Source organism: Polyangium sp. 15x6 (assembly GCF_029960785.1).
In the GTDB taxonomy this organism is placed as follows: domain Bacteria; phylum Myxococcota_A; class Polyangia; order Polyangiales; family Polyangiaceae; genus Polyangium.
Window position 1 is genome coordinate 64012 of record NZ_JASBQE010000034.1, and the last position, 12664, is coordinate 76675.

The 12664-nt window shown below is 66.8% G+C and carries 12 protein-coding genes; 7 read left to right on the forward strand and 5 right to left on the reverse strand.

Translation table 11 applies throughout. The features are described 5' to 3' along the window. Positions 1 to 433: 433 nt before the first annotated feature. The 6 genes from QHF83_RS24735 to rimI all read left to right on the forward strand — a co-directional run bounded on the left by QHF83_RS24735 (position 434) and on the right by rimI (position 5669). Positions 434 to 916, forward strand: a complete 483-nt coding sequence (locus tag QHF83_RS24735; protein WP_282420388.1) for a roadblock/LC7 domain-containing protein — start codon at positions 434 to 436, stop codon at positions 914 to 916. Between the two features lie 11 nt (positions 917 to 927). Next, complete coding sequence (locus tag QHF83_RS24740; RefSeq protein ID WP_272418479.1) at positions 928 to 1518, forward strand: ADP-ribosylation factor-like protein; 591 nt, start codon at positions 928 to 930, stop codon at positions 1516 to 1518. A gap of 534 nt (positions 1519 to 2052) precedes the next feature. Then, positions 2053 to 2652 carry a hypothetical protein gene (locus QHF83_RS24745; RefSeq protein WP_282420389.1) on the forward strand — a complete coding sequence of 200 codons (600 nt, stop codon included), beginning with the start codon at positions 2053 to 2055 and terminating at the stop codon, positions 2650 to 2652. A 174-nt stretch (positions 2653 to 2826) separates the two neighbouring features. Further along, positions 2827 to 3972, forward strand: a complete 1146-nt coding sequence (gene alr, locus QHF83_RS24750; RefSeq protein ID WP_282420390.1) for an alanine racemase — start codon at positions 2827 to 2829, stop codon at positions 3970 to 3972. A gap of 42 nt (positions 3973 to 4014) precedes the next feature. Then, positions 4015 to 5202 (forward strand): VWA domain-containing protein, encoded by a 1188-nt coding sequence (locus QHF83_RS24755; RefSeq protein ID WP_282420391.1) that lies wholly within the window; start codon positions 4015 to 4017, stop codon positions 5200 to 5202. Next, complete coding sequence (gene rimI, locus QHF83_RS24760) at positions 5199 to 5669, forward strand: ribosomal protein S18-alanine N-acetyltransferase (RefSeq protein ID WP_282420392.1); 471 nt, start codon at positions 5199 to 5201, stop codon at positions 5667 to 5669. The genes QHF83_RS24755 and rimI overlap by 4 nt, the downstream gene beginning before the upstream one ends. A gap of 9 nt (positions 5670 to 5678) precedes the next feature. Here rimI and tssM read toward each other — a convergent pair whose 3' ends face one another. Further along, the gene (gene tssM / locus QHF83_RS24765) at positions 5679 to 8624 is read right to left on the reverse strand and encodes a type VI secretion system membrane subunit TssM (RefSeq protein ID WP_282420393.1); all 2946 of its coding nucleotides are present in this window, start codon (positions 8622 to 8624) and stop codon (positions 5679 to 5681) included. Positions 8625 to 8725: 101 nt separating this feature from the next. Further along, a complete protein-coding gene (locus QHF83_RS24770) occupies positions 8726 to 9505 on the reverse strand; it encodes a hypothetical protein (RefSeq protein ID WP_282420394.1) in 780 nt (259 codons plus the stop codon). 222 nt (positions 9506 to 9727) lie between these two features. Between QHF83_RS24770 and QHF83_RS24775 the strand changes: the two genes are divergently transcribed. Continuing rightward, positions 9728 to 10465 (forward strand): metallophosphoesterase family protein, encoded by a 738-nt coding sequence (locus QHF83_RS24775; RefSeq protein WP_281317880.1) that lies wholly within the window; start codon positions 9728 to 9730, stop codon positions 10463 to 10465. A gap of 144 nt (positions 10466 to 10609) precedes the next feature. Here the strand turns inward: QHF83_RS24775 and QHF83_RS24780 are convergent, their stop codons facing one another. The 3 genes from QHF83_RS24780 to pyrH form a co-directional block, all read right to left on the reverse strand. Next, a complete protein-coding gene (locus tag QHF83_RS24780) occupies positions 10610 to 11458 on the reverse strand; it encodes a class I SAM-dependent methyltransferase (protein ID WP_282420395.1) in 849 nt (282 codons plus the stop codon). Positions 11459 to 11482: 24 nt separating this feature from the next. Further along, entirely contained in the window at positions 11483 to 11722 is a 240-nt protein-coding gene (rpoZ, locus tag QHF83_RS24785) for a DNA-directed RNA polymerase subunit omega (RefSeq protein WP_136930313.1), read from the reverse strand. Between the two features lie 82 nt (positions 11723 to 11804). Then, positions 11805 to 12497 (reverse strand): UMP kinase, encoded by a 693-nt coding sequence (pyrH, locus tag QHF83_RS24790; RefSeq protein WP_272418627.1) that lies wholly within the window; start codon positions 12495 to 12497, stop codon positions 11805 to 11807. Positions 12498 to 12664: the final 167 nt, after the last annotated feature.

Sequence of the window (12664 nt, forward strand, 5' to 3'; positions counted from 1 at the left end):
GCGAGCCTCCCGACCGTACGGGCGCGGGTGGATCCGGCCGCTGCACCGCCGGCGTTTTCGCAGCGTTTTTGTGAGGTTTCGCGGGAAACGCGTGAGCTGCGTGGGGTGGGGTGGTCATCCGCATTACCACGCTCCTCGATCCTCGGGGGGATTCATGGTGCGGGGGTGCCTTGGGTTTGGCGCTCGTGGAGGGGTCGGGCAGGAATCTGCGCGTTCGTTCCGAAAGGCCACCTTGCTCCGCGGCGCCTGCTTCGGATAGAACCATCGCTGCACGCGTCGAACGTGCGCCCGTGCGAAGAGCTCGAGCGGGTGTGCGAGGGTGGCTCTCCCGCGCCGTCATTCGGGGACGGGGCCCTCCGGCGGATCCGGCGGAACGAAGGCACTCTAGGCAACGAGACGAAGACCCCATCGCGGAAGCGCTGGCGGAGGAACGATGGTCAATCCTCAGATGGTGATGTACGAGGAGGAGTTCAATCAGATCCAGGGTGTCGTGGATCGCCTCGTCAAGGACGCCAATGCGAAGGTCGTTTTCATCGTTGACAAGAACGGGCAGCTGATCGCTGCGAGCGGCGACGTGGACAACCTCGACACCACGTCGCTCGCATCGCTGACGGCCGGCAACATCGCGGCCACCGGCGGGATGGCGAAGCTCCTCAAGGAGAACGAGTTCGCAACTCAGTTCCACGAGGGCGAGAAGGCGAACATCCACATCCAGCTCGTCGGTAACCGCGTCATCCTCGTGGTGATCTTCGACTCCAAGTCCAGCCTCGGCCTCGTGCGTTTGCGCGTCCGCCGGGCGAGCGAGGAGCTGAACCACATCTTCGAGGCGCTCTTGAAGAAGGTCGCGGATCCCGGCGCCGACTCTCCGTTCGCCGAGATCACCGACGAAGACATCGACAACCTCTTCAACGACTAGGAGCGCGCGCGATGAGCTTCATCAACTACATGGCGCGCGAGATCAACTGCAAGATCGTCTATTACGGCCCGGGTTTGTGCGGGAAGACGACGAACTTGCAGTACATCTACGAGCGCACGAACCCCGACGCGAAGGGGAAGATGATCTCGCTGGCGACCGAGACGGATCGCACGCTCTTCTTCGACTTCTTGCCGCTCGCGCTCGGCGAAATTCGTGGTTTCAAGACCCGGTTCCACCTCTACACGGTGCCCGGTCAGGTCTTCTACGACGCGAGCCGCAAGCTCATCTTGAAGGGCGTCGACGGCGTCGTGTTCGTGGCCGACTCGCAGGTCGACCGCATGGAGGCGAACGAGGAGTCCGTCGAGAACCTCAAGACGAACCTCGAGGAGCAGGGCTACAAGCTCGAGAAGATCCCGTACGTCATCCAGTACAACAAGCGCGACCTGCCCGAGGTCGCGAGCGTCGAGGAGCTTCGCGAGAAGCTCAACCCGATGAACGTCCCCGACTTCGAGGGCGTCGCCCGTACCGGCGTCGGCGTGTTCGACACGCTGAAGGCGGTCGCGAAGCTCGTGCTCACCGAGCTCCGTAAAGGCGGCCCCTAGCAGGCTGCCGATAAACTTGCTGCGCGCCCTGGAGCGTCGGTCGTCGTCCTCGGAATACTGAAGTATTCCTGCGTCCTCCTCCCTAGCTCCAGGGCGCTCGCGGCGTTTCTCGACAGCCTGCTGATACGCCTCGGCTTCTCGCACACGCGAGGGGCCGGGGCGTTCTTGTTCCATGACGACAAAATGCCGAACGGCCGAAGGTCCCTCGTGGAGACGTCTTCGGCCGTTGGCTTTTCGGGCGAGAGCCCTGGGCTTACCCGCGCTGGTAGATCCGGTTGCGGCGACCCTTGTTCTTCGCCTTCAACTTCGCGCGGTAGCGCTTCGACTTGCTGCGGTTGGTCTTCCGAGGACCCTTCGAGAGCATCAGGAACATGAGCCGACTTCCTCGTCTTGTGCGGCGCGATGGACGGCCGCTCCTGTAGGGAGGGCGGGAAGGTAGGCCATGTCGGCTCGAAGTTCAAACGAGATCGCGAAGTTTTCACGCAAGGTCGAGGTCGTCTGCGGAAGACGGCCTTCGCGGTAGACTCGAAGCCGATGCCGAGAGCGCCCACGCCGTCACGTCCCCGAAGGGCTCTGCCCAGGGCGATCACGCGGGTGCGTCTCGGCCTCGGCGGCGTCGTGGCGCTCGTGACGGCCTCGTGCGGCGCAAGCATCAACGCCGTCTACGAGGGCGACGTGCGGTTCGAACACTGCATGGCGCTCGACATGGAGAAGCACGTCAAGCCCACGATCCGGAAGGCGTGCTGGGAAGAGTGGACGAAGTTCTACACGTTCGGACAGACGCGTGATCGCGTGGAGTACGCGAAGCTGCGCATGAAGCAGCTCAGCGGTGCGAGCGACTTCGAGGAGTCGGAGCTCAGCACGGAGGAGCCGCGCGTGGCATCCGCAGTGCCAGAGCCGACGAGCGCGCTCGCGCCGCCGCCGATGATGCTCGCGGTGGACGCTGGCGCCCCGGGGCCCGACGCGGACGCGTCCGCGGATGGAGCGGTGGATACGTCGACGGCGCCGCCGGGATCGGCGTGCGCGTCGTCGTGTGAAGCGACGTGGAACGAGTGCAAGGCGGCCTGCACGACGGCGACGTGCGAGCGCGGATGCACGGGGCAGTACAAGCGCTGCATGCGCAAGTGCTACTGAGCACGGGCGCGCTTAGGCAAAAAGACCCGGAATCTTGACGTTTTGCTCGGCGTATGGGTATCGGCAAACGAGATGACGTCGCTACCCGCATACGACGACGGGGTGGCTCCCCATGAGGGGGGGCGGGGTGCAATTCGGGTGTTGAAGCCACGCAGGGCCGCACCCGCGGACGCCGTGAGGCCGACGCGCGCCGAGGTGAACCTCGCGCACTTGCGGCACAACTACCGCGTCCTCGAGAAGATGCTCGGCGACGGCCAGACGAAGCCCGCGATCTGGGGCGTGCTCAAGGCCGACGCATACGGGCACGGCTCGGCGGCGGTGGCGCGGACGCTCGAGCGGGCCGGGATGCCGGGCCTGTGCGTGGCGCTGCTCGAAGAGGCGATCGAGCTCCGGGACGCGGGAATCCGCGTGCCGATCCTCGTCATGGGCGGCTACTACGGGCCGCGGCGCGAGGGCCTGGAGGAGATCCTCGCGCGAGACCTCGTGCCGGTCGTCTACGACGCCGGGCAGATCGAGCGCATCGCGACGCTCGCGCGCTACGAGGCGGAAGGGCGGCCGGTGCGCGTGCACCTGAAGGTGGACACGGGCATGGGGCGGCTCGGCGTGACGATGTCGGAGCTCGACGACGTGCTCGACGCGTTCGACGGTCGGCCGGAGGTGCAGCTCGACGGGCTGATGACGCACCTCGCCTGCGCGGACGGCGAAGATCTCGAGCCGACGAAGGAGCAGCTCGCGCGGTTCGCGCAGGCGCGCGCGCGGGTACGGGCGCGCGGGTTCTCGCCGCGGGTCGTGCATGCGGCGAACAGCGCGGGCGCGATGCGGCTCTCGGAGGCGCGCTTCGATGCCGTACGGCCGGGGATCGCGCTCTTCGGGGTGCAGCCCATGCGTGGGCTCGCGCCGGAGCTCAAGACCGTGATCCGGGTGCGGACGGAGATCGTCGCGCTGCGAACGGTCGAGGCGGGTGAGCCGATCGGCTACGGGTACACGTGGCGAGCGCCGCGGCGGAGCGTGATCGCGACCGTGCCGATGGGGTACGCGGATGGCCTCGATCGGAAGCTTTCGAACCGCGGGCACGCGCTCGTGCGCGGGCGGCGCGTGCCGATGGTCGGGACGATGTCGATGGATCTGACGATGCTCGACGTGACGGAGATCCCGGGCGCGCGCATCGGCGACGAGGCGGTGCTCCTCGGGCAGCAAGAGGGCGCGCTCGGGCGCGACGTCATCACGGCGGAGGAGATCGCCGAGACGACGGGCACGATCCCGTGGGAGGTGCTGACGAGCATCTCGCGGCGTGTCCCGCGGTTCTATCGCGAGCCCTGACGATCGAGAGCGCGTGGCCCGGTCCTGCTAGGATCGGGTGTGATGGACCCTCACGCGCTTCGTTCGGTTCGGGGAATCGTGGCCTCGTTCGTGCTCGTGGGCGCGTGGGGAATCGCATCGGCGCTCGGGGGCTGTGGGTCCGCGAGTGATGAGCGTCTCCCGCCGCGTCCGCCGCGGCCCGTGGCCGATGCGGGTGAAGGCGGCTTCGATGGAGGCGGTGGAGGCGGACCGCCGGCGCCCGACGCGGGTGGGTACTGCGGCAACGAGGTGCATCAAGCGATCGTCGATGCGCCGAACCTCTACTTCGTGCTCGACGCTTCGGGGAGCATGAACGCGCCCGCGCCCGGGGGGACGCGCTACGACGCGGTGCGGATCGCGGTCGTGGATCTCGTGCGCAAGCTCGGGCCGCTCGTGAAGGTGGGCGCGGCGATCCTGCCGGCGCACGGGTCGAATCAGGATCAATGCGCGCCGGGAAAGCAGGTTTTTCCGGTCACGCAGGGCGATCCGATCACGGGCGAGGACGGGCCCACGACCAAGGGGATTCGCGCGTCGACGGGGACGAATCCGGTCGGGGGGACGCCGATTTCGCCGACGCTCGAAGCGCTCACGCCGACGCTGCTCGCGCTCGAAGGCAAGACGTACCTGATCCTCGCGACCGACGGCGGTCCGAACTGCAACGAATCGGCCGTATGCGGGAGTGAGGACTGCCAGCCGAACATGGAGGGCGACGAGGCATGTTTGTCCACGGGGACGAACTGCTGCGCGCCCGGACAACTTTGGGGTCCAACGTTCTGCGTGGACGCGCCCGCGTCGGTGGCTGCGATCGAGGCGCTTCGTGCCGGAGGGCTCGAGGTGTTCGTCGTCGGGATCCCAGGCAGCGAGGCATACGCGGGCGTGCTCGACGCGATGGCGATCGCGGGCGGCTCGACGAAGGACACGGCGCCGTTCTACTACCCGGTGAGCGAGCTCGGGTCGCTCGGCGGCGTGCTCGCGGAGATCGCGGCGGTCGCGGTGACGTGCGAGTTCGCGATCGTGGATCCGCCGGGCGAGGAGGGCATGACGAACGTGTACCTGGACGACGAGGTCTTGCCGTACGACGATCCCGATGGCTGGATCTGGAAGCCGCCGTGGAGCGTGCGGCTGCTCGGCAAAGCATGCGAGCGGCTGCAGGGCGGGCAGGTGAAGCAGGTGCAGATCGTGAGCGGTTGCCCGACGGAAATGCCGAAGTGAACGAGCGTTTGCAGGTGTCGGTGGCGCGCGTGGAGCGCGGGGTCGAAGACGCGGAGGAGCTCGCGGAGATCGCGCGCGCGGCGTTCTCGGGGCCGTCGTTCTCGCCGGTGGACGAGCTCGAACGGCCCTGGGCGCGCGTGTGGGTCGCGCGGGGCGGCGTGCCGGGAGAGGCGCCGCGCGCGCTCGGGTTCCTCGTCGCGTGGCATGTCGTCGACGAGCTTCACGTGCTCAACGTGGCGACGGCGCCGGAGGTTCGTCGGCGTGGGATCGGCGCGGTGCTCGTGGAGACGGCGCTCGCGTTCGCGACCGAGAATGGCGTGCGGCTCGTGCTGCTCGAGGTGCGACGCTCGAACGAGCCTGCGATCCGGCTCTACGAGAAGTTCGGGTTCGTCGTGTCGGGGGTGCGGGAGAAGTACTACGCGGACAACGACGAGGACGCGCTGGAGATGCAGCGCGTCCTCGCGTAGCGGCTGCTGCTACCGTCGGAACGGGTTGGGGAACCGGTCCTTGGGCTTGTCGACGTAGTTGCCGCCGCCGACGGCCGCGATGCGCGTGCCCGAGATGCGGAGCGGGTTCAGGAGCAGCGGCCGGAGCAGCGCCTTGGCCTTCTCGTCGAGCGGCTGCAGGAATGCTTCGACCTTCTTCGCCGCGTCCGAGAGCTGCTCGCTCAGGTTGATCATGTCGTTCGACGTGGGCGGCACCGGGATGTCCTGCATGACCCGGCGCAGCTCCGTGAGGCTGTCGAGGTACTTCTGCAGCGGTGTGTCCGTGATCGGCTGACCCGGGCGCGTGTTCTCGGGCGGAACGCCGAACGAGATGAGGCCCGCGAACGAGGGCGGCACGGTGCTCGGGCGCTCGCCCATCTTCGTCACGTCGACGTTCGTGGTGATGCGCAGGCCGCCGGTCTTCTGCGAGAACTGCTGCTGGAGCTTCGTGTTGAACATCTTGTTCAACTCGTCCTTGTTCACGCTCGGACCGTCGCCCTTCTTGTACTTCTTCCACTGCGTGTGGTCCTCGACCGCGCGCAGGATCTGCAGGTACGGGTAGGGCGTGTTGAGCAGGATGTTGTAGAGGTCGAGCGCCTCTTTCACGGTCGATGGCGGGACGATCGTGATGTCGGCGAGGAAGTCGCTCCACTGCTCGATGTAGCGCTGATCGTAGTCCTCGGAGAGGCGCTTCAGGTTCGTCGGGATCTTGTCGACCGCCTCGTCGGGCCCGAGCGGCGCCACCCATTGCTCGCTGAGCAAGAGCGCCTCGGCGTTCGCGACGTTGAGGACCACGATGTAGTGGCCCTTGTCGGTGTAGGGACCCTCGACGTCTTTGTAGCGTTTGTCCTTCTGGTACCGTGCGCTTTGGATGAACTTCGTCGCGTTCGGACGATCGACGAAGAGGTCGGCGAGGCTGAGCGGCGGGTACTTGCGGTTCTCTTTGCGATCGTCGCCGGCCTCGTCGTACCGCTCGTCGTTCAGGCTGTTGACGAAGAGCTCGTAGTAACGGTCCTGCACCGGGACGGACTGGAGCGTCTTGCGGACGCTGTCGACGAGATCCTTGTCGGGGGGCAGCGGCAGGACCTTCTTCTCTTTGACGAGCTGGAGGTAGTACTTCACGTGCTTCGCGAGCCGCTCCTTGAGCTCGTACTCCGGCATCGTGCTGTTCGTGGCCTTGAGCATCTCGGCCCAGAGGCCCGTGAGGCGGCCCGTCTCCCACTCGACGTCGAGGTTCGCGACGTCGCTCATCATCAGGTACGTCTTCAGGTCCGTACGCTCGCGCAGATACTGCTTGCCCTTCGCGGCCTTGAGGCGCCCCTCGAGCTTCGTCTTGCAGGGCAGCACGAAGCCGGTCTGCAAGAGCGCGACGTAGGCGGTGACCGTGGGGCGGTAGATCTCCTCGCCGCGGTACATGCCCCAGCCGTGGCTGAGGGGCAGCTCGGCGCGGAACTCGTCGAGCTTCTTCAGGCGGTCGTAGACCGGATCGAGCTGCTCGAGCTTCGGCCCCGGCTCGCCTTCGCCCCAGTTGATCTTCATAGCGTTCTCCACGCGCTCCTGCGTGGTGAACATGAGCTCGCGGTTGATCGCGAAGGAGCGAATGCTCGGGATCGAGAGGATCAAGCCGAGCGTGAAGGCGGCGGCGCTGACCGCGATGCGCATGATCTTCTGCCGCTTGATCTCGGCCGCGCTGCGCGAGGCGACGTCGCCGTCGGGGAAGACGACGTTCATGAAGACGTCGTGCAGGAAGTAGCTCTTCGACTCGGTGACCTGCTGCGCCGCGGTCTCCGGCGGGCGGATGCCCATCGCGTGGCCCATGCGCGCGAGCACGCGATCGAGCGGGCGACCTTCCTGCGTGCCGCTCGTGAAGTAGAAGCCGCGGAAGAGCGGTGTGCCCTGGAAGGCGTTCACCGCGAAGATCGTCTGCACGAGCTCGGTGAGGTTGCGCTTGATGCCCGCGAACTCGAGCGGGAACTGGTAGATGCGCTCGCGCGCCTCGCGGTTTCGCTCCTGCGCGAGTCGCTTCAGCGAGCGGGCGTGGACCTTCTGGACGAGCGTGTCGAACTCGCGCTCGAAGAGCTGCTGGGGGTTCGACTTGTTCTCGGTGAGCTTGACCGTGGCGCCCCAGGCCTGCGCGCGGTCGCTCTTGCGGATGTCGCCGAAGAACTCGATGAAGCCGGCGATGAGGTCGCACTTCGTGAAGAGCACGTAGACGGGCACGACCATCTGGAGCTGGGTCATGACCTCGTCGATACGGGCGCGTAGCTTCTTGCCGGTCGACTCGATCTGCTGCTCGGAGGCGTCGATGAGCTCGGCGATGCTGATGGCCACGAGCACGCCGTTGATCGGCTTGCGGCTGCGGTACTTCTTCAGCATCTGGAGGAACGAGATCCACTCGTCGTGGTCGTCGCCCTCCGTCGTGTAGCGACCCGCGGTGTCGAGCAGGATCGCCTCGTTCGTGAACCACCAGTCGCAGTTGCGGGTGCCGCCGACGCCGCGCACGCCGCCGCCGCGCGGATCGGCGAAGGGGAAGACGAGGCCGGAGTGCTTCAGCGCGGTCGTCTTGCCGGCGCCCGGAGGGCCGATGATCACGTACCAGGGCAGCGAGTAGAGCGCGGCCGCTCCGCCCTTCTTGTTCTTGCCGAGCTTCGAGGTCTTGAGGGCGTTGATGCCGCCCTGGACCTGCTTCTGGAGCTCCTGGATCTCGGCGCGACGCTCGGGCCGCGCGTTGAGCGCCTGCTGCGCGCCTTGTTGCGCGATGGCGCGCTCGAGCGCGGAAGCGGCGCGGCTTGCCCGGATGCGGTTCCAGAGGAGCCGCACGACCGAGACGAGCACGATGAGCACCGTGCCGACGATCGGGAGCCAGAGCGACAGCTTGAGGATGTACCAGAGCGCCCAGACGATCAGCGCGAGGAGCGCAGAGAGAACCCACCACACGGTGGAACGACATTATCACGAGGCGCCTCCCTCGCTCCGCATCCTTTGGATCGAGCCCGTCGCGCCGCATCGTGGGCGGTTTTCGCGAGCAAGACGCGTGTTCAGGAGTAGTCGTCGGGCTCGAGGTGCGCGTCGGCTTCCATGCCCGCGGCCATGCGGCGGGCGCGGATGGTCTCGACGATGATCTCGACGACTTCCAGGTGTGTCGACGGGGCGTGGTACTCCGCGTCGGAGACGGGCGGGAGCAAGGCGAGGCGCTCGGCGACGGCCGCTCGGTCGTCCTCGTCGAGCTCGAGAAGCGCAGGGCCGAGGTCATCCGTGGGATCCGGGACGACCGCTTCCTCGGGTGCCTTCTCGCTCTCTACGGCGGCTTCCGTGCCCTCGTCGTCGTCGTCGTCCTCGTCCTTGCGCTCGCGGATCGGAGACGTGTCGCGCGGGGGCGTCGGGGGCAGATCGAGCGCGCGCGTGGCGAGCTCGATCGGGCGGAGGATCAGGTAGACGGGCTCGAGCTCGACGCGCCACGAGCGAGGATCGTGCTCGTCTTCGAGGCGCCAGAAGCCGTCGAATTGGCGGCGCGCGACCTCGCCGAGGTAGGCGCCGATCGCCTGCGCGAGGAGCGGGCGCGCCTCCTTGCGATCACGCGTGTCTTCGCGTGCTTTCTCGACGTAGTGATCGAGCACGGGCAAAGTCTCGGGCTGGAAGTCGAGCTTGAAGCCGAGGGCTCGCTCGACGAATCGCACGCATGACTCTGCGAGGTCCTGGACCGCGCGCGGCGGCGGCTTGATGGGCGTGCTCGAACGTTCGCTCGCGCCCGGCGTCGTCGCCGATGGGATCGCGTGACCGTTGGTTTTGCCGTTGCTTTTCCCGTTCGTCCCTGTCACGCGAGCCTTCCTTCCATCTCTTCGGCGCGGGATCCACGAGCGCTCGCTTTGGCGCTCGTGAAGCGCGAGAACACGCTGGATCTTGGTGTTCGTTCTCTAACGAAGGGCAACGTTTTTAGCGACGAAACCCTTTGAAAAACGCTGATCCGAAGTAAAAATTTTTTGTGCGAAAATACTACCGTAACGGTAGGTGCCTCATGCTACCCTCCGGTCCTCACGCACATGCGGATTGGAGTCTTCAGCGACACGCATGCCAACTACGAGGCGCTCAGTGCTGTGCTGGAGGCGTACCGGCGCGAGCGCATCGACGTCTACTACTGTCTGGGCGACACGGTAGGCTATGGCGGATCCCCAAACGAGTGCGCCGATCTGGTCCGGAAGATCGCCAAGAAAACGATCCTCGGGAATCACGACGCGGCCGTCGCCGGACGAATGGACTACTCGTATTACTACGAGGCCGCTCGTCAGGCGCTCGACACGCACGCGTCGATGCTCTCGGCCGAGAACGCCGCCTGGCTCAAGAACCTGCCGTACCAGGAGAAGTTGACGGACATCGGCGTCGACCTCTGCCACGGCTCACCGGTTCGCCTCGAGGAGTTCGAGTACATCTTCGCCCCGGAGCAAGCACGCGAGTGTTTGCCGATGTACGCCGAGCTCGGGCATCTGACCCTCATCGGACACTCGCACCTCTGCAAGGTCTTCGCGCTGACGCCGACGACCGTGGAGGAGCTGCCCGCGGTCGACTTCACGCTCGACCCCAACAGGAAGTACATCGTGAGCGTCGGATCGGTCGGCCAGCCGCGCGACTATGACAACCGCGCGAGCTACACGATCTACGACAGCGACGCAAAACGCTTCGAGTTCAAACGAGTCGAGTACGACATCGAGACCGCCGCGGAGAAGGTGCTGCGGGCGAAGCTCGAGCGGAACTTCGCGCATCGGTTGTACATCGGCGTTTAGTCATGGTGGGGGGCTCCGGTCGGCTCGCGATGCGAGCCTTCCTCTGCCCCCCCACCCCCCGCGGGTTCGAGCTGAAGCGTTGGATCTACGCGGGGCCGAGCTGAGGCGTTGCTCCCGGCGGGTTCAGTGGAAGCGTCCGCTTGATCAGCGCCGACGGGCGCGGGCGCGCAGGATCAACGTGATCGAGTCGCGGGTCGGGGGCGATCGGTCGAAGTCGCCCCACGCGTCGAGGATCTCGAAGCCGTTGTAGTGGAGGAGCGCCTCGAGCTCGCGCGGGTAGAACTGCCGGTGCGCGAGCGGCGTCATCCAGGGGTCTTCGCCGGAGACCGGGGAGAACTCCATCGCGACGAACAGGATCTGGCGGATCTTGTCGTAGTCGAAGCGCTCCGTGTACCGGACGGGCATGCCCTTGCCGCCGGGCGCCGGGTAGTTGAAGCGCGGCGTCGCATAAGCGCGACCAGGGTCCCGCGCGAGCTCTTCGGGCTCGGGGATCGAGACGTCGAAGACGAGCTCGCCGCGCGGCGCGAGGTGCGCGCGTACGCGCGCGAGGAAGCGCTCGACGTCGACCCGCGTGTAGAGGTGCAGGAAGGCGTTGAAGGGGCAAATGACGAGCGGGAAGCGCCGTCCCAGCCGGACCGCGCGCATGTCGCCGCGTTTCGTGGTGACGCGCTCCTGGACGTCCGCAGGCTCGTCGCGAAGGCGGGCGCGGAGATCCGCGAGCATCTCGGCGGAGAGATCGACGCCCGTGACGTCGAGGCCGAGCCGCGCGATCGGGAGCGTGATGCGGCCGTTGCCGCAGCCGTACTCGAGCACGGGGCCGCCGCGCTCCGCGGCGTAGTCCGCGTAGAAACGGACGTCGTCCAGCCGAGAGCGGTACGTCTTGGTGTAGTAGGCGGGGTCTTCGTAATGAGCCGAGGTGCCAGCCTCGAGCTCGAGATCACGCCGGGCACGCGTGCGCGTGCGCTCGGAGCGTTTGCTCGGGGAAGAAGACATGTCCGGGGCTGCCCGGCGACGCGATCAGCGGTCGAGGGCGTGCTGGTGGCGGAGCCACTCGTACACGACTTCCGAGGAGTTCCGGTGGAAGTGCACCTTGCCAGCCGCGATCTCGCGCAAGCTTGTCACAGCGGGCTTGTTCCTCGTCTTCAGCAGAGGCTCGGCGCCCTTCATGAGCTGCCGGGTGCGGTTCGAGGCCAGGACGACGAGGGCGAAGCGGTTCTCTTCACGCTCGAGGCAATCTTCGACGGTGACGCGTGCCATAGGTGGGACTCGGGAGGTTAGCCGTCCTCGGACAAAGGCGCAACTTGCGTTCCCGCACGGCCGTCCGTCAGGAACGCTTCGCTCACGCCTCGACGACGGTGCCGATGTTTTCGCCTTTGCAGACGCGCAGGATGTTCCCGCGCGTCGTCAACTTGAAGACGCGGATGGGGAGCTTGTTCTCGCGGCAGAGCGTGACGGCAGTCGAGTCCATCACGCCGATGCGATCGACGAGGAAGCGGTCGTAGGAGAGCTTCGTGAACATCTGCGCATCCTCGTGGCGCGCCGGATCGCGGTCGTAGATGCCCTCGACCTTCGTGGCCTTGAAGAGCGCCTGCGCCTGGATCTCCATGGCCCGGAGCGCCGCCGCGGTGTCCGTCGAGAAGAACGGATTGCCCGTGCCGGCCGCGAAGATGACGACGCTGCCCTTCTCGAGGTGTCGCATGGCGCGGCGCCGGATGTACGGCTCGGCGACCTGGCGAATCTCGATCGCCGTCATCACGCGCGTGGGGACGCCGTGTTTTTCGAGCGCATCCTGGAGCGCGAGCGAGTTGATGACCGTCGCGAGCATGCCCATGTAGTCGCTCTGCGAGCGATCCATGCCGGCGCTCGCGCCCTTCAGGCCGCGGAAGATGTTGCCGCCGCCGACGACGATCCCGATCTGCACGCCGAGCGAGGAGAGCTCCGCGATCTCGGCGGCGACGCGCTGGAGCGTGTCGGGGTGGATGCCGAAATTGCCCTCGCCGCACAGGGCCTCGCCGCTGATCTTGAGGACGATGCGGCGGTACTTGAGGCCAGGGGCCGGGCTCGGCGGAGGAGGAAGGGTCGAGTCGTCGCGGTCTTTCCGGGTCGCGTCGCGGGTCACGCGGGGTCTCGTAGCCCCGGTTCGCCTCGTCCGCAACGCGTCGTTCGGCAAAAGGCCGGAGAAGCGGCAAGGTGCGGCGC